The organism is Paracidovorax oryzae ATCC 19882, assembly GCF_000687165.1.
Classification (GTDB): Bacteria; Pseudomonadota; Gammaproteobacteria; order Burkholderiales; family Burkholderiaceae_C; genus Paracidovorax; species Paracidovorax oryzae.
The window spans coordinates 127,020-144,378 of sequence record NZ_KK366050.1; the positions used below are offsets into that span (position 1 = coordinate 127,020).

Genomic DNA, 17,359 nt, shown 5'->3' on the forward strand with positions numbered 1-17,359 from the left:
TCCAGAATATGGCGGCAGCGTCAACTACGTCTTTTGCATGAATCGATGCACAAAATGCCTGCGCCAGATCCTGGACCGTCGCGGGAATACCGATTCCACAGCCGAATCCGCCACGCCTTGATTTTTGGCAGCGCCTGCCATTCGCAGGCCAGCCAAACTTTTTTATCGGCACGGGCATCACGAGACTTCTCCAAAAATCTGCAAATACGATAAAATTACCACATTCATCAAATAACATGCCAGAACAAATCGATTACGCATTTTTGAGTGCCCTGGAGGGGGGCTCCCAGACGACCGGGTACGTGCCTGCGGCAAATGTCAGCAAGAGCGGCGTAACCATCGCGACGGGATTCGACCTCGGCCAGCGGTCCGAGAACGACCTCAAGAACCTGGGACTGGCCAGCAATCTGATCGAAAAGCTCAAGCCCTACCTGGGTTCCAAGGGGGCCGATGCCAAGAAGCTCGTGGAGAAAACACCCTTGACCATCTCCGCCGCCGAAGCCGAATCCATCGACAAGGCAACCAAGGCCAGCCACATCGCCAGCCTGAAACTCAAGTACGACTCGGCCACCACCGACAAGAAGCACTTCATCGACCTGCCTGCGCAAGCGCAGACCGTCATCGCGTCGGTGTCGTTCCAGTACGGCGTCAACCTGGACTCTGCCACGCCCAAATTCTGGAAGGCCGTGACAGGGCAGGACTGGACCGAGGCCGTGAAGCTGCTCAAGAATTTTGGCGACGTGTACCCTACCCGACGCGGCAAGGAAGCCGCCCTGCTGGAGAAGATCAAATGAAGCGTTGGATCGCACTCGCTGCCGCCGTCCTGGGCTCCGTGGCCGCGCATGCCGCGGACGGTGCCGCGCATATCGCCAACGCGGAACTGCTGGCGGCACTGCAGGACCCCAAGGCGTCGCTCACGGCAGCGCGCACGCCGCTCGCATTCGACAACGGCGCCTCGGCGAAGAACTGCCTCGACTACTCGGAACTCCTGGGCAAGGCCCAGCCCGTCGAGTCCACCCGCAATTTCGAGATCCGGAGCGAATACCTGCTCTGCGACAGCATCCGGCAGGTAGGCGGAAGGCCATTCGTGGCTGCAGAGGCTTCGGCAGCTGCAAGGCAGGCCAAAGCTCTCTACCAGAGACTGGATCTGCGCTCCTTCCCGTCGTCCCTGCGCAATCGGGCCGATGCCGGCAAACACTCGCCGAAGGCGTTGCTGCCAGGTGTGCCCCGCTTCGATGGCAATGCCGTCCAGGTGGATACCCCTGACCAGTTCTTCCGCCTGGAGGTCGTGGGCCTTATCGACAATGGCAAGGCCGGCAAGCAGGACCTGCTCGTCTGGGTGACCGACGAATCGAAGACCGGCACCTACCGTGGGTATGCCAGCATGGTCGTCCACCCACCGCGCACGGCGACGGGCTCCTATATCGCGGCAGCTCCGGCCCGGTGATCCCGCAGGAGCAGGCCCGGTGCATGCCTGGCCTGCCCCACACCTACATCGCCACGGCGCGCACCGCCATGCGCAGCCAGTCGCCGCCCCCCAGGACAGGACGTCTCCACAGGCTGTCACCACGCATGGCCTCCACCTTGTCGAGGACGCGCAGCCCGCCCTGGACGACCAGGCGCAGTTCCCATCCCATCCGCCCGGGCAACTGGTGCACGAGCCCGGCCCCTTCGACCATGAGCGCCCGCGCCCAGAGCGCACAGTCGGCCACCAGGGCCCGGGCCTGCGGGGAAGGCGGCCGCCGCTGCAGCAGCGCGCGGTCGATCCCGAAGCGGGCCAGGTCGGCATCCGTGACGTAATGCCGCCCTCGCGGAAGGTCCACGCTCAGGTCCTGCCAGAAATTGACGAGTTGCAAGGCCGTGCAGATCGCATCGCTGCGGCGCAGTGCCAGGGGATCCGTGATTCCGTAGAGGTGCAGGAGCAGGCGCCCCACGGGATTCGCCGACCGCCGGCAGTAATCCAGCAACAGCGTCCGGTCCGCGTAGGTCAACCCCTCCGACGTCCGGAGAACGTCCTGGGTGAAGGCACTGAGCAGGTCCTCCAGCAGCGCGACGGGAAGGGAATGGGTGCGGATGGCAACCTGCAGGGGCCCGAACACCACCGCCCACCGCGCCTGCGGCGGTTCTCCTGCGGCAACGCGGTGCAACTCCCGGGTGTACTCGTCCAGCGCTTTCAGGCGCTCGGCCGCGGTGGCATCACCTTCGTCGGCCAGGTCGTCCGCCGTGCGGGCGAACGCATAGATGGCGGCAACGGGCTCCCGCAGGGCGGGAGGGCAGAGCCACGAGGCCACAGGAAAGTTCTCGTAGTGCGTCACCGGCTGGGCGCGCGCGGAAACCGGGGGCGAATCCTGGCGTCCCGAAGGAAGGTCTCGGGACTCGGGTTGCTTCGTCGGGGATGGGGGCTTGGACACCCCTCGATTGTCGCTTGACAGCCGGCGAGGCTTTCACCTAGATTACTAACCAGTCAGTCATTAACAAACTTTGGGATCGCCATGCCGCCTCTCGCGCCGCCCCACGTTCACCGCCTGCCCCCGCCAGCCCAGCCCCTCCGTGGGGCTTTTTCGTGGAAGCGGCTTCGTGCAGGCCGGAAGCGGGCTGCGCTGGCGGTCCTGGCGGCCACCTTCGCGCTCTTCGGCTGCTCCAAGCCTGCGCCCGCCCCCGAGCCGGAGCGCTCCGTCAAGCTGCTGACCGTGGGCACGGCCCCGCTGCAGACGCGGCTCGAATACGCCGGAGAAGTACGGGCACGGGTGGAATCCCGCCTGGGCTTCCGCGTGGCAGGCAAGATCGTGCAGCGCCAGGCGGAGCTCGGCCAGCGAGTGCAGGCGGGACAATTGCTGGCGCAACTCGACCCGCGCGACTACCAGCTGTCTTTGGAAGCCGCGCGCGCCCAGGTGGCGTCGGCGCAGACCCAGCGGGATCTCGCGGCCGCCGACTACCAGCGCTTTTCCGCACTGAAATCCCAGAACTTCATCAGCGGGGCGGAGCTGGACCGCCGCGCAGCCACGCTGAAGGCCGCCGAAGCATCGCTCGAGCAGGCGCGGGCGCAGTCAGCCTCCCAGGGCAACCAGGCGGGCTATACGCGCCTGCTGGCCGACGCGGCCGGCGTGGTCACGGGCATTGATGCCGAGCCGGGCCAGGTCGTCGCGGCGGGCACGCCCGTCGTGCGCATCGCGCAGGACGGCCCCCGGGACGTCGTGTTCTCCGTCCCCGAAGACCGGGTGACCAGGGTGCGCCCGGGCCAGTCCGTGTCCGTGCGGCTCTGGTCGGGCGGACCCTCCGCGCAGGGCCGCATCCGGGAGGTCGCGGCCAGCGCAGACCCCGTCACCCGCACCTTCCTCGCCAAGGTCGCCCTGGCGTCGGACACCCCGCCGCCTTTGGGCGCCACTGCCTACGTCACGCCCGACATGCCGGACCAGGACGGCGCGCAAGCCATCAAGCTGCCGACCAGCGCGCTGCGGCAGGAAGGCACGCAAACCGCGGTGTGGATCTATGAACCGTCGAGCGGCACCGTGCGCTCGCAGGTGATCCAGGTCGCGCGGGCCGACGGCAACGAAGTGGTGGTCGGTGCCGGGCTCACGCCGGGCATGCAGGTCGTCGCCACGGGCGTGCACGTTCTCTCGCCGGGCCAGAAGGTACAGATCTACCGGCCCCGCGTTCCCTCCGCCGACACTCCCGCACCTGCCGCCCTGCCCGCCTCCGCGGCCGAATCCCCCCGCTGAGAACACCCCATGGAACAAGCGACACCGCAACCGCAGCCGTCCGGGGGCTTCAACCTGTCCAAATGGGCCCTGGACCATCCCGCGCTCACGCGCTATCTCATGGTGGTGCTCATGGTGCTGGGCATCGCCGCCTACTTCCAGCTCGGCCAGGACGAAGACCCGCCCTTCACGTTCCGCGCCATGGTGGTGCGCACCTACTGGCCCGGCGCCACGGCGCAGCAGGTGGCGGAACAGGTCACCGACAAGCTCGAGCGCACCCTGCAGGAGGTGCCCTATGCGGACCGCATGCGCAGCTACTCCAAGCCGGGGGAGTCGCAGATCATCTTCGAGATCAAGGACTCCTCCCCGCCCGGCGAAGTGGCCGGCGTCTGGTACACCGTGCGCAAGAAGATCGGCGACATGCGCGCCACCCTGCCGCAGGGCGTGCAGGGGCCGTTCTTCAACGATGAATTCGGCGACGTCTATGGCGTGATCTACGCGATCGAGGCGGAAGGGTTCAGCCCGGCCGAGCTCAAGACCTTCGCCGACGACATCCGCCAGCAGCTGCTGCGCGTCAAGGACGTGGCCAAGGTCGAGCAGTTCGGCATCCAGGACGAGAAGATCTACATCGAGATCTCGCAGAAGCGGCTCGCCCAGCTCGGCCTGGACATGAACCAGGTCCTGAACCAGCTCGGCCAGCAGAACGCCGTCGAGAGCGCGGGCATCGTCCAGACCCCGCAGGACCAGGTGCAGGTCCGCGTGGCCGGACAGTTCGGCGCCGTCGAGGAACTGCGCGCGATGCCGATCCGGGGCGCCTCGGGCGCACAGCTGCGGCTGGGCGACATCGCCGAGGTGCGCCGCGGCTACATCGACCCGCCCTCCATCAAGGTGCACCACCAGGGCCGGGACGTCGTCGCGCTGGGCGTGTCGATGGCCAAGGGCGGCGACATCATCCGCCTCGGCGAAGCGCTGCATGCCGCCGCGCGCCGCATCGAGCAGACCCTGCCGGCCGGCGTGCGTCTCGTGAACGTGCAGGACCAGCCCCGTGCCGTGTCGTCGTCCGTGAATGAATTCGTGAAGGTGCTCATCGAGGCCGTGGTGATCGTGCTCGCCGTGAGCTTCCTCAGCCTCGGCCTGCACACGCGTCCCGGCCGCCAGCCGCTGTGGCGCCGCTGGACGCTGGACATCCGCCCCGGCCTGGTGGTGGGCATCACGATCCCGCTGGTGCTGGCCGTGACCTTCCTGGCCATGTGGTACTGGAAGATCGGGCTGCACAAGATCTCCCTCGGCTCGCTCATCATCGCGCTCGGGCTGCTGGTGGACGATGCCATCATCGCCGTCGAAATGATGGTGCGGAAGATGGAAGAAGGCTACGACAAGGTCCGCGCCGCCACCTTCGCCTACGAGATCACGGCCATGCCGATGCTCACCGGCACCCTGATCACCGCAGCGGGCTTCCTGCCCATCGGCATCGCCAAGTCGGTCACCGGCGAATACACCTTCGCGATCTTCGCGGTCACCGTCATCGCGCTCGTGCTGTCGTGGTTCGTCTCGGTGTACTTCGTGCCGTACCTGGGCACACTGCTGCTCAAGGTGCCCGAACACCCGAGGGCGGAAGACCATCCGGCCGGAACCGCCCCGGGGGCTGCGCAAGGGCCGCACGAGGTGTTCGACAGCCCTTTCTACAACACCTTCCGCCGCGCCGTGGATGCCTGCGTGGAGCATCGCTGGATCACCATCGGCGTCACGCTGCTGCTCTTCGTGCTGGGCATCGTGGGCATGGGGCGCGTCCAGCAGCAGTTCTTCCCCGACTCCAGCCGCCCGGAAATCCTGATCGACGCGTGGTTCCCGGAAGGCACTTCGTTCGCCGCGAACGAAGCCGTGCTCAAGCGCATGGAAAAACGCCTCATCGAGGAGCCTGGCGTGAACTCGGTCAGCACCTGGATCGGCTCGGGCGTGCCGCGGTTCTATCTGCCGCTGGACCAGGTCTTCCCGCAATCCAACGTGTCGCAGATCATCCTGCTGCCCCAGGACCTGGCGCAGCGTGAAACGCTGCGGCGCGCCCTGCCGGCGATCCTGGCCCAGGAATTCCCCGAAGTGCGTGCCCGCGTCAAGCTGCTGCCCAACGGCCCGCCCGTGGCCTATCCGGTGCAGTTCCGCGTGATCGGCAACGACCCGGCGCGACTGCGCCAGCATGCGGACGAAGTGCGCAAGATCCTGCGCGAACATCCGCAGATGCTCGGGGTGAATGACAACTGGAACGAATCCGTGAAGACCATGCGCCTGGAGATCGACCAGGACAAGGCACGCGCGCTCGGCGTCACCAGCCAGTCCATCGCCCAGGCCGCACGCACCGTGTTCACCGGCACCACCGTCGGCCAGTACCGCGAGGGCGACCGGCTGATCGACATCGTGTTCCGGCAGCCGCCGGACGAGCGCCAGGCCATCACCGACATCGCCAACGCCTACCTTCCCACCGCGTCGGGCAAGGCCATTCCCCTGACCCAGATCGCGCGCCCCGTGTTCGCCTGGGAGCCCGGCGTCATGTGGCGGCAGAACCGCGAGTACGCCATCACCGTGCAGGGCGACGTGATCGAAGGCCTGCAGGGTGCCACCGTCACCGAGGCGCTGCTGCCCGGCCTGCGCCAGCTGGAAGGCCAATGGCATGCATCGGGAGACGCCGGCTACCGGATCGAGGTCGCCGGCTCCGTGGAGGAAAGCTCCAAGGGCTCCGCCTCCATCGCGGCGGGCGTGCCCATCATGCTGTTCATCACCTTCACGCTGCTCATGCTCCAGCTGCACAGCTTCAGCCGCGCCCTGCTGGTGTTCCTCACGGGCCCGCTCGGCATCGCCGGGGTGGCGGGCGCGCTGCTGCTGCTCGGCCGGCCCTTCGGGTTCGTGGCGCTGCTGGGCGTGATCGCGCTCATGGGCATGATCCAGCGCAACTCCGTCATCCTCATCGACCAGATCGAGAGCGACCGCGCGCGCGGGGTGCCGGCGTGGGATGCCATCGTGGAATCCGCGGTGCGCCGGCTGCGCCCGATCGTGCTCACCGCCGCTGCCGCCGTGCTGGCGATGATCCCCCTGTCGCGCAGTGTCTTCTGGGGCCCGATGGCCGTCGCCATCATGGGCGGGCTCATCGTCGCGACGGTGCTCACGCTGCTGGCGCTGCCTGCGATGTACGCCGCATGGTTCCGCGTGCGGCGACCCGAAACCCGGCCGCCGCAACCCGCCTGAACGGGGACGCCTCGCCGACAGGGTAAAATCGAAGGTTGACCAATTTCACGCAGCGGCGGTCCCCCGGGTCCGCCGCTTTTTGTCGGTAGCCCGCTGGGAACAGCAGGCGGAAAGCCAAGTGGAAAAAGCGCGGGTGGCGAAATTGGTAGACGCACCAGGTTTAGGTCCTGACGCCAGCAATGGTGTGGGGGTTCGAGTCCCCCCCCGCGCACCACGAACAACACGGTGAGGCGGTCCCGCCACGGGACGGCCGTCACGGTCCCATTACCTAGAGGAAGAGCCATGGCCGTTACTGTTGAAACCCTTGAAAAGCTCGAGCGCAAGATCACGCTGAGCCTGCCCCTGACCGCCATCCAGTCGGAAGTGGACTCGCGCCTCAAGCGCCTGGCCCGCACGGTGAAGATGGACGGCTTCCGTCCCGGCAAGGTGCCGATGAACGTCGTGGCCCAGCGCTACGGCTACTCCGTGCAGTACGAAGTGCTGAACGACAAGGTCGGCGAAGCCTTCGCCCAGGCCGCCAACGAGGCCAACCTGCGCGTCGCGGGCCAGCCCCGCATCACCGAGAAGGAAGGCGCCCCTGAAGGCCAGGTGACCTTCGACGCCGTGTTCGAGGTGTTCCCGGAAGTGAAGATCGGCGACCTGTCCACGGCCGAGGTCGAGAAGATCTCCGCCGACGTCACCGACGCAGCCATCGACAAGACCATCGACATCCTGCGCAAGCAGCGCCGCACCTTCGCCCAGCGCGCCCAGGGCACGCCCGCCGAAGACGGCGACCGCGTGACCGTGGACTTCGAAGGCAAGATCGACGGCGAGACGTTCTCCGGCGGCAAGGCCGAAGACTTCCAGTTCCTGGTGGGCGAAGGCCAGATGCTCAAGGAATTCGAGGATGCCGTGCGCGGCATGAAGGCCGGCGAAAGCAAGACCTTCCCCCTCGCCTTCCCCGAGGACTACCATGGCAAGGACGTGGCCGGCAAGACCGCCGACTTCCTCGTCACCGTGAAGAAGATCGAGGCCGCCCACCTGCCCGAAGTCAACGAGCAGTTGGCGAAGTCCCTGGGCATCGCCGACGGCACCGTGGAAGGCCTGCGCGCCGACATCAAGAAGAACCTCGAGCGCGAAGTCAAGTTCCGCCTGCTGGCCCGCAACAAGCAAGCCGTGATGGAAGCCCTGGTGTCCAAGGCCGAACTGGACCTGCCCAACGCCAGCGTGCAGGCCGAGATCGCCCGCCTGCTGGAAGGCGCCCGCGCCGACCTCAAGCAGCGCGGCATCAAGGATGCCGACAAGGCCGAGATCCCTGAGGACGTGTTCCGCCCGCAGGCCGAGCGCCGCGTGCGCCTGGGCCTGGTCGTGGCCGAACTCGTGCGTGCCAACGACCTGCACGCCACCCCCGAGCAGTTGAAGGCGCACGTGGACGAGCTTGCCGCCAGCTACGAGAAGCCCGAGGACGTGGTGCGCTGGTACTTCGGCGACCGCCAGCGCCTAGCCGAGGTCGAGGCCGTGGTCATCGAGAACAACGTCACGGCCTTCGTGATGGACAAGGCCAAGGTCACGGACAAGGCCATTTCCTTCGACGAACTGATGGGCCAGGGCTGAAGCCGCGGCGCCGGCGCATGCATCCGCAGCGCGCCGGCTCCTGCCTGCCATCCGGGGCTTGTGCTGGCGAGCACAGGCCCCAATTCATTTCTCGGTACAGTATCTGCATGACTGGAGAAAACATGAGCGCACTGGAAACACAGGCCCTGGGCATGATCCCCATGGTGATCGAGCAGTCGGGACGCGGCGAGCGGTCCTACGACATCTATTCGCGCCTGCTCAAGGAGCGGATCGTCTTCCTGATCGGCGAGGTGAACGACCAGACCGCCAACCTGGTCGTGGCACAGCTGCTGTTCCTGGAGAGCGAGAACCCCGACAAGGACATCTCCTTCTACATCAACTCCCCCGGCGGCAGCGTGACGGCCGGCATGGCCATCTACGACACGATGCAGTTCATCAAGCCGGACGTGTCCACCATGTGCCTGGGCTTCGCGGCCAGCATGGGCGCCTTCCTGCTGGCGGCCGGCGCCAAGGGCAAGCGCTTCTCGCTGCCCAATTCGAAGATCATGATCCACCAGGTGCTCGGCGGTGCCCGCGGCCAGGCCACGGACATCGAGATCCATGCACGGGACATCCTGCGTACCAAGGACCAGATGAACCGCATCCTGGCGGAACGCACCGGACAGCCGCTGGAAAAGGTCAAGGCCGACACCGAACGCGACTATTTCCTCACTGCCGACGAGGCCAAGGAATACGGCCTGGTCGACCAGGTGGTGACCCAGCGTCCCTGACAGGCGGCGTTGCCTCCGGCGGCGCTTTTCTCCCGGGAAAGGCGCCGCCCCCATTTCGTTATCATCCCGCCAACAGTTCCCGCAACACGAGGCAATGCCCCCATGGCCGAGAAAAAAGGCTCTTCCAGCGAAAAAACCCTTTACTGCTCCTTCTGCGGCAAGAGCCAGCACGAGGTGAAGAAACTCATCGCTGGCCCGTCGGTTTTCATTTGCGACGAGTGCATCGACCTGTGCAATGAGATCATCCGCGACGAGCTGCCTTCCACCGAAGGAGCGCGGGATTCCCGCGGCGACCTGCCGACCCCGTCGGAGATCAAGAGCAACCTCGACAACTATGTGATCGGCCAGGAAATCGCCAAGCGCACCCTGGCCGTGGCCGTGTACAACCACTACAAGCGCCTGCGCCACAAGGACAAGGCCGGCAAGGACGAGGTCGAGCTCGCGAAAAGCAACATCCTGCTGATCGGCCCCACCGGCTCGGGCAAGACCCTGCTTGCGCAGACCCTCGCCCGCATGCTCGACGTGCCCTTCGTGATGGCCGACGCCACCACCCTCACCGAGGCCGGCTACGTCGGCGAGGACGTCGAGAACATCGTCCAGAAGCTGCTGCAGAGCTGCAACTACGAGGTGGAGCGGGCCCAGCGCGGCATCGTCTACATCGACGAGATCGACAAGATCTCCCGCAAGTCCGACAACCCGTCCATCACGCGCGACGTCTCCGGCGAAGGCGTGCAGCAGGCGCTGCTCAAGCTGATCGAGGGCACCATGGCCAGCGTCCCTCCCCAGGGCGGCCGCAAGCATCCCAACCAGGACTTCCTGCAGATCGACACGACCAACATCCTGTTCATCTGCGGCGGCGCCTTCGCCGGCCTGGAGAAGGTCATCGAGAACCGCACGGAGGCCTCGGGCATCGGCTTCGGCGCTGCCGTCAAGAGCAAGAAGCAGCGCTCGCTCACCGAGGTGTTCACCGAGATCGAGCCGGAAGACCTCATCAAGTTCGGACTCATACCCGAGCTGGTGGGCCGCATGCCGGTGGTCACGGCGTTGGCGGAACTCAGCGAGGACGCCCTGGTGCAGATCCTCACGGAGCCCAAGAATGCCCTGGTCAAGCAGTACAGCAAGCTGCTGGCCATGGAAGGCGTGGAGCTGGAGATCCGCCCTGCCGCCCTGAAGGCCATCGCCCGCAAGGCCCTGGCCCGCAAGACCGGCGCCCGCGGCCTGCGCTCCATCCTCGAGCAGTCCCTGATCGGGACCATGTTCGATCTTCCCAATACCAGCAACGTGGAGAAGGTCGTGGTGGACGAATCCACCATCGAGGAGAACAAGGCCCCGCTGCTCGTCTACCGGGAAGCGGCCAAGAAGGCCTGAGCCGCCCTCCCCTGCGGGGGAGGTGCGCGACCGCGGCCGGCCCCCCTGCCGCGGCCCCGGTCATCCAGGATGGATGGTGCCCCGGGTTGAAAATACCGGCTGGTGGACCATATTCCACTCAGTTTCACAAGGATTCCCATGTCCGGACATACCCCCCTGCCAGCCACCCCCATCGACCTCCCATTGCTGCCCCTGCGCGATGTGGTGGTGTTCCCCCACATGGTGATTCCGCTGTTCGTGGGCCGGCCCAAGAGCATCAAGGCCCTCGAGCTGGCCATGGACGCCGACCGGCGCATCATGCTGGTGGCCCAGAAAACGGCGGCCAAGGACGAGCCGCTGGTTTCCGACATGTTCGACGTCGGCTGCGTCTCCACCATCCTGCAGATGCTCAAGCTGCCCGACGGCACCGTCAAGGTGCTGGTGGAAGGCCAGCAGCGCGCCCAGGTCGCCTCCATCGAGGACCATGAAAGCCACTTCACCTCCACCGTGACGCCGGTGCCCGCCAGCGACGGCGACCACAAGCCCAGCGAGATCGAAGCGCTGCGCCGCGCGGTGATGCAGCAGTTCGACCAGTACGTCAAGCTGAACAAGAAGATCCCGCCCGAGATCCTCACCTCCATCGCGAGCATCGACGATCCGGGCCGCCTGGCCGACACCATCGCCGCCCACCTGCCCCTCAAGCTGGAGAACAAGCAGGCCGTGCTGGATCTGGCCGACGTGAAGGAACGGCTCGAGAACCTGTTCGAGCAGCTCGACCGCGAGGTGGACATCCTCAATGTGGACAAGCGCATCCGCGGCCGCGTCAAGCGCCAGATGGAGAAGAACCAGCGCGACTTCTACCTGAACGAGCAGGTCAAGGCCATCCAGAAGGAACTCGGCGAAGGCGAGGAAGGCGCGGACATCGAGGAGATCGAGAAGAAGATCAAGGCCGCGAAGATGCCCGCGGACGCGCGCAAGAAGGCCGAGAGCGAACTCAAGAAGCTCAAGCTGATGTCGCCCATGTCGGCGGAAGCCACGGTCGTGCGCAACTACATCGAGGTCCTGACCGGCCTGCCCTGGAGCAAGCGCACGAAGATCAAGCACGACCTCGCCAATGCGGAAGAAGTGCTCAACGAGGACCACTACGGCCTGGACAAGGTCAAGGACCGCATCCTCGAATACCTCGCGGTGCAGCAGCGCGTGGACAAGGTCAAGGCCCCCATCCTCTGCCTGGTGGGCCCGCCCGGGGTCGGCAAGACCTCGCTTGGCCAGTCCATCGCCAAGGCGACGGGCCGCAAGTACGTGCGCATGGCGCTCGGCGGCATGCGCGACGAGGCGGAGATCCGCGGCCACCGCCGCACCTACATCGGCGCCATGCCCGGCAAGGTGCTGCAGAGCCTGAACAAGGTCGGCACGCGCAATCCGCTGTTCCTGCTCGACGAGATCGACAAGCTGGGCACTGACTTCCGCGGCGACCCGTCCAGCGCGCTGCTCGAGGTGCTGGACCCGGAGCAGAACCACAAGTTCGGCGACCACTACGTAGAGGTCGATTTCGACCTGAGCGACGTGATGTTCGTGGCCACGTCGAACTCCATGAACATCCCGCCCGCCCTGCTGGACCGGATGGAGGTCATCCGGCTCTCGGGCTACACGGAAGACGAGAAGGCAAACATCGCCATCAAGTACCTGCTGCCCAAGCAGATGGCCAACAACGGCGTCAAGGACGAGGAACTGCGGGTCGAGGAAAGCGCCGTGCGCGACGTGATCCGCTACTACACCCGCGAGGCCGGCGTGCGCTCGCTGGAGCGCGAACTCTCCAAGATCTGCCGCAAGGTGGTCAAGGGACTGCAGCTCAAGAAGCTGGAGCCCCAGGTGGTGGTCACGGCGGACAACCTGGCCGACTACCTCGGCGTGCGCAAGCACACCTACGGCCGCGCCGAGCAGCAGAATCAGGTGGGCCAGGTGGTCGGCCTCGCGTGGACCGAGGTCGGTGGCGACCTCCTCACCATCGAAGCCGCGACCATGCCCGGCAAGGGAACCATCACGCGCACGGGCTCGCTCGGCGACGTGATGAAGGAATCCGTGGAAGCGGCCCGCACCGTGGTGCGCAGCCGTGCGCACCGCCTGGGCATCAAGGACGAGGTGTTCGAGAAGCGCGACATGCACATCCACGTGCCGGACGGTGCCACGCCCAAGGACGGCCCGAGCGCCGGTGCGGCCATGACGACGGCCTTCGTGTCCGCCCTCACGGGCATCCCCGTGCGCAGCGACGTCGCCATGACCGGCGAGATCACCCTGCGCGGCGAGGTCACGGCCATCGGCGGCCTGAAGGAGAAGCTGCTCGCGGCACTGCGCGGCGGCATCAAGACGGTGCTGATTCCCGAGGAAAACGTCAAGGACCTGCAGGAGATCCCGGACAACGTGAAGAGCGGCCTCGAGATCATTCCGGTCAAGTGGATCGACAAGGTGCTGGAAGTCGCCCTCGAGCGCAAGCCGATCGCGCTGACGGAAGAAGAGATAGCCGCGTCCATCACCGCCCGGGAAAACCGGCAGGCGCAGGGCTCCACGGACTCCGTGAAGCACTGAACGCGAAATTTTTCCGGAACCACCCAAAAAGTGCGCTACAATTCACTTCATCGACGCCAAACGTTGTAGAATGCAAGGCTTCGATAAATGCGGGAATAGCTCAGTTGGTAGAGCGCAACCTTGCCAAGGTTGAGGTCGAGAGTTCGAGACTCTTTTCCCGCTCCATACTCCAAAAAAGGGGAAGCCAAAGCTTCCCCTTTTTGCCAAGGGAAGCATCTTCGGCGCGGTAGCAAAGCGGTTATGCACCGGATTGCAAATCCGTGTAGGTCGGTTCGACTCCGGCCCGCGCCTCCAGATACGGACAGTGGCTTGCACATCGATCGGTGTTCAAGCCGTCTTGGCAAAGCACCAAAAAATGGTGCTACAATTCAAGGCTTGTTGATGAGGCAACGAATCGACAGCAAATGCGGGAATAGCTCAGTTGGTAGAGCGCAACCTTGCCAAGGTTGAGGTCGAGAGTTCGAGACTCTTTTCCCGCTCCATACATGGAACATGCGCAATGCGGGTGTTCAAAACAAAAGGCCCTTCGGGGCCTTTTTTGTTTTTCACCTGGCCGGTATGCCCCTTCTTCCGGCATCCGCGGTCCACGCCTCTTTTTGGCGCACGGACGGGCTCGGGATGCCGTTTCTGCATGGGACAATCTTCCTTCATGACACCGGAACAGTACGTCCAACAAAAAGCCGCGGCGTCCGGCAGCAGCTTCTATTACGCATTCCTGTTCCTCCCGCCCGCCAGGCGGGCCGCCATCACCGCCTTCTATGCGTTCTGCCGCGAGGTGGACGACGTGGTGGACGAGGTGTCGGACGCCGGCGTCGCCCGGACCAAGCTGGCCTGGTGGCAGGCGGAAGTCGCCCGCTCGTTCGCAGGCCAGCCCCCGACGCATCCCGTGATGCAGGCCTTGATGCCCCACACCGGCACCTATGGCATCGAGGAACGCCACCTGCTGGCCGTGATCGAGGGGTGCCAGATGGACCTCGAGCAGACCCGTTACCTGGACTTCCAGGGCCTCTCGCGGTATTGCCACCTGGTGGCCGGCATCGTCGGCGAGGTGGCGGCGCGCATCTTCGGCCCTTCCGACGAACGCACCGTGGAATACGCCCATACCCTGGGCCTCGCTTTCCAGCTGACGAACATCATCCGGGACGTCGGCGAGGACGCGATGATGGGCCGCATCTACCTTCCCGTGGCGGAGTTGCAGCAGTTCGATGTCAAGGCCCACGAAATCCTGAAGCGGCAGTATTCCGACCGTTTCACGGCGCTGATGCGCTTCCAGGCCGAACGCGCCCATGGCCTTTACGACAAGGCCCTGTCCCTGCTCCCGGACGAACAGCGGCGCGCACAGAAACCTGGCTTGATGATGGCCAGCATCTACCGGACCCTGCTGCGGGAAATCGAGAGGGACCAGTTCCAGGTCCTGCACCAGCGCATCGCGCTCACGCCCCTGCGCAAGCTGTGGCTGGCGTGGAAGATGCAGGCGCTGGGCCGGATGTGATGGCGATGCGCCGCTTCTTCCGGCCGTGTCCATCCCTGGCCCCCTCCACTCGCACTGTCGGCTGACACCATGCAGGTGGCCATCATCGGTGCGGGCTGGGCGGGCCTGGCAGCGGCCATCGCTGGCGCGCAGGCAGGCCATAACGTTTACGTTTTCGAGGCAGCCCGCATGCTGGGAGGCCGTGCCCGCGCCCTGGCTCCTGCGGAAGGCACGGACGCGCAGGCTCCTTGCCGCCTGGACAACGGCCAGCACATCCTGATCGGAGCCTACACCGAATGCCTGCGGCTGATGCGGCTGGTGGGCATCGATCCCGATGCCGCGCTGCTGCGCACTCCGCTCGCGCTCGTATTCCCGGATGGCAACGGACTGCGCTTTCCCGACGCGCCGCCGCCCTGGGATGCGATCCGGGGCATCATGGGGGCCCGTGGCTGGTCCCTGGCCGACCGGATGGCCCTGCTGCGCCGTGCAGTGCGATGGCGGCTTTCCGGCTTTCGCTGCCCGCCCCGAACCACCGTGGAACAGCTCTGCCAGGGACTGCCCGAGCGGCTCCTGCGCGAATTCATCGATCCACTGTGCGTCTCCGCGCTCAACACGCCGATCGGTGCTGCCAGCGGCACCGTGTTCCTGCGGGTGCTGCGCGACAGCCTGTTCAGTGGACGCGGTGGCTCCCACCTGCTGCTGCCGCGCCGGGACCTGAGCGCGTTGTGGCCCGAGGCCGCGGCTGCATGGCTGCGGAACCACGGCCATGCCGTGCATGTCGGCCGGCGCATCCCGTCCATCGAGATCGCTCACGATAGCGCGGGGCCGTCCTGGCGCGTGGATGGCATGCCATTCGACGCCGTTGTCGTGGCCACCACAAGCACCGAGGCCGCACGGCTGGTGGCAGCGGCCGCGGATACCGCCCCGCCCCGACCCGCCGCAGCCATGCGGGCATGGGCGGCTACTGCAGCGGCCCTGCGCTTCACCGCCATCGCCACCGTGTACGCGCGGGCGGCCGGGCCTCTACCCCCTGCTCTGGCAGGAAATGTCCCCATGCTGGCCCTGCACAGCGGCCCCGGGGCTCCGGCCCAGTTCGTGTTCGACCGCGGTCGCCTGGGCGGCGAGCCAGGACTGCTCGCGTTCGTGGTCAGCGCATTCGAAGGCGAGCGGGCGGTGCTGGAGCAGGCCGTACTCCGGCAGGCGCGGGAGCAACTGGGTCTGGCAGGCCTGGAGGTGCTGAGAACGGTGGTCGAGAAGCGCGCCACCTTCGCCTGCGTGCCTGCACTGGATCGCCCTCCGCAGGACATCATCACGGGCCTGGTGGCCTGCGGCGACTATGTCGCGGGCCCCTATCCCGCCACCCTCGAAGGCGCCGTGCTGTCAGGCACGGCGGCCGGCCGCAGCCTCTGAGGGCGATTCAGGACGGCGCAGAGCCGCCGGGCCGGGGAAGCACGTCGGCGAGCTTGAGCACGGCCATGCCGGTGTTGCCCCAGAAACGCTCCAGGCTCTCTCCGCGCTCGATGAGCAGCCGCTGCACCAGCGGCTCCAGGAAAGTGGTGGCGGGTTCCGCCAGCAGCACATACCGCGGAGCCTCGTCGTCGGCCGCCCCATGGGCCGCCTCGTTGACCTGCACGATCCAGTCCAGCCCCGTCAGCGCTTCCAGCACCGGTTCGAGCTGCAGTACATCCACGCGCAGCGCCTGGGCCAGCCCGCCGGCATCCAGCCCGCGCTGTGACGTGTGGCGGGCCGCATGCAACTGCTGCAGCACCTCCACCGCCAGCTGGAAGCTCCACCCCTGCTCGGTGGCCGTTCGCTCCACCCCCGTGAGCAGGCTGGGCAGGTAGGCCGCCACCACCGCGCCGAGCAGCACGATCACCCACGCCACGTAGATCCAGACCAGCAGGATCGGCAGGGTCGCGAAAGCACCGTAGAGCACCGAATAGGTGGGCACGGACGCGATGTAGAGCCCCAGCACCTTCTTGGCCACCTCGATGCCCACCGACACGAACACCCCGCCGGACCAGGCATGCCGCCAGCGCACCTGGGTGTTCGGTACATAGCGGTACAGCGCCGCCGTGCCCCCGGCCAGCAGCAGGAATTCGATGGAGTCGAACAGCAGCCGGGCGCTGTCAGGCAGCGCACCTTCGAGGCCACGCGATGCGCTGGAGGCGACCGACGTGGTCAATGCCAGGCTCGCGGCGAGCACCAGCGGCCCGAGCGTGATGACGGCCCAGTAGATCAGCACCCGCTGCCCCAGCGGGCGCAGGCGGGGCACGCGCCAGATGTTGTTCAGCGTGCGGTCGATCGTGAGGATGAGCGCGAGGGCCGTGGCCAGCAGAATGGAGAAACCCGCCACCCCCAACCCGCTCGCCTTGGCGGCGAACTGGGTCAGGTACCCCAGCACCTGCCGGGAAATGCTGTCCGGCACGAGGCTGTCCACCAGCCAGCGCTGCAACCCCGTCTGCAGCGTGCGGAAGATCGGGAAGGCCGTGAAGATGGCCAGCGCCACCGTGAAGAAAGGCACCAGGGCCAGCAGCGTGGTGAACGTCAGGCTGCTGGCCGTCAGGCCCAGGCGGTCTTCCCGGAAGCGCTCGCGCAGCGTGTGCGCGGTCGTCCGCCAGGGAAAGCGCGACAGGTCCGACAGCACGGCTTCGAAGCGCTGCGCGAGGTGGGCAATGGACATGGCCGATATGATG

At 66.3% G+C, this 17,359-nt stretch carries 12 protein-coding genes and 4 tRNA genes; 14 read left to right on the forward strand and 2 right to left on the reverse strand.

Going from position 1 to position 17,359, the window contains the following annotated elements; all coding sequences use genetic code 11:
- The first annotated feature begins 236 nt into the window (after positions 1 to 236).
- Together T336_RS0124395 and T336_RS0124400 are read left to right on the forward strand one after the other, a co-directional pair.
- Complete coding sequence (locus T336_RS0124395; protein ID WP_026434471.1) at positions 237 to 794, forward strand: pesticin C-terminus-like muramidase; 558 nt, start codon at positions 237 to 239, stop codon at positions 792 to 794.
- Positions 791 to 1,447, forward strand: coding sequence for a hypothetical protein (locus T336_RS0124400; protein ID WP_026434472.1), 657 nt, complete (start codon positions 791 to 793; stop codon positions 1,445 to 1,447). The genes T336_RS0124395 and T336_RS0124400 overlap by 4 nt, the downstream gene beginning before the upstream one ends.
- Before the next feature lie 43 nt (positions 1,448 to 1,490).
- Here the strand turns inward: T336_RS0124400 and hpnC are convergent, their stop codons facing one another.
- On the reverse strand, positions 1,491 to 2,411 hold the full coding sequence (gene hpnC / locus T336_RS0124405; protein ID WP_026434473.1) for a squalene synthase HpnC: 921 nt from the start codon (positions 2,409 to 2,411) through the stop codon (positions 1,491 to 1,493).
- An 81-nt stretch (positions 2,412 to 2,492) separates the two neighbouring features.
- Between hpnC and T336_RS0124410 the strand changes: the two genes are divergently transcribed.
- From T336_RS0124410 to hpnE, 12 genes are all read left to right on the forward strand, one after another.
- Positions 2,493 to 3,719: an efflux RND transporter periplasmic adaptor subunit gene (locus tag T336_RS0124410; RefSeq protein ID WP_026434474.1), complete on the forward strand. Its 1,227-nt coding sequence runs from the start codon at positions 2,493 to 2,495 to the stop codon at positions 3,717 to 3,719.
- 9 nt (positions 3,720 to 3,728) lie between these two features.
- Positions 3,729 to 6,935 (forward strand): efflux RND transporter permease subunit, encoded by a 3,207-nt coding sequence (locus T336_RS0124415; RefSeq protein WP_019701325.1) that lies wholly within the window; start codon positions 3,729 to 3,731, stop codon positions 6,933 to 6,935.
- A gap of 127 nt (positions 6,936 to 7,062) precedes the next feature.
- Positions 7,063 to 7,149 (forward strand) — tRNA-Leu (locus tag T336_RS0124420).
- A 68-nt stretch (positions 7,150 to 7,217) separates the two neighbouring features.
- Positions 7,218 to 8,528, forward strand: a complete 1,311-nt coding sequence (gene tig, locus T336_RS0124425) for a trigger factor (RefSeq protein WP_019701324.1) — start codon at positions 7,218 to 7,220, stop codon at positions 8,526 to 8,528.
- A 122-nt stretch (positions 8,529 to 8,650) separates the two neighbouring features.
- Positions 8,651 to 9,259, forward strand: coding sequence for an ATP-dependent Clp endopeptidase proteolytic subunit ClpP (gene clpP / locus T336_RS0124430; RefSeq protein WP_011794600.1), 609 nt, complete (start codon positions 8,651 to 8,653; stop codon positions 9,257 to 9,259).
- Positions 9,260 to 9,361: 102 nt separating this feature from the next.
- Positions 9,362 to 10,627, forward strand: coding sequence for an ATP-dependent Clp protease ATP-binding subunit ClpX (gene clpX / locus T336_RS0124435; protein WP_019701323.1), 1,266 nt, complete (start codon positions 9,362 to 9,364; stop codon positions 10,625 to 10,627).
- A 138-nt stretch (positions 10,628 to 10,765) separates the two neighbouring features.
- Complete coding sequence (gene lon, locus T336_RS0124440; protein ID WP_019701322.1) at positions 10,766 to 13,192, forward strand: endopeptidase La; 2,427 nt, start codon at positions 10,766 to 10,768, stop codon at positions 13,190 to 13,192.
- An 89-nt stretch (positions 13,193 to 13,281) separates the two neighbouring features.
- Positions 13,282 to 13,357, forward strand: a tRNA-Gly gene (locus tag T336_RS0124445).
- A 55-nt stretch (positions 13,358 to 13,412) separates the two neighbouring features.
- Positions 13,413 to 13,486, forward strand: a tRNA-Cys gene (locus T336_RS0124450).
- A 112-nt stretch (positions 13,487 to 13,598) separates the two neighbouring features.
- A tRNA-Gly gene (locus T336_RS0124455) sits at positions 13,599 to 13,674 on the forward strand.
- A gap of 167 nt (positions 13,675 to 13,841) precedes the next feature.
- Complete coding sequence (gene hpnD, locus T336_RS0124460) at positions 13,842 to 14,684, forward strand: presqualene diphosphate synthase HpnD (RefSeq protein ID WP_026434475.1); 843 nt, start codon at positions 13,842 to 13,844, stop codon at positions 14,682 to 14,684.
- Positions 14,685 to 14,753: 69 nt separating this feature from the next.
- Complete coding sequence (gene hpnE / locus T336_RS0124465) at positions 14,754 to 16,073, forward strand: hydroxysqualene dehydroxylase HpnE (protein WP_026434476.1); 1,320 nt, start codon at positions 14,754 to 14,756, stop codon at positions 16,071 to 16,073.
- Positions 16,074 to 16,080: 7 nt separating this feature from the next.
- Here the strand turns inward: hpnE and T336_RS0124470 are convergent, their stop codons facing one another.
- Entirely contained in the window at positions 16,081 to 17,346 is a 1,266-nt protein-coding gene (locus T336_RS0124470) for a YihY family inner membrane protein (RefSeq protein ID WP_026434477.1), read from the reverse strand.
- Positions 17,347 to 17,359 lie beyond the last annotated feature (13 nt).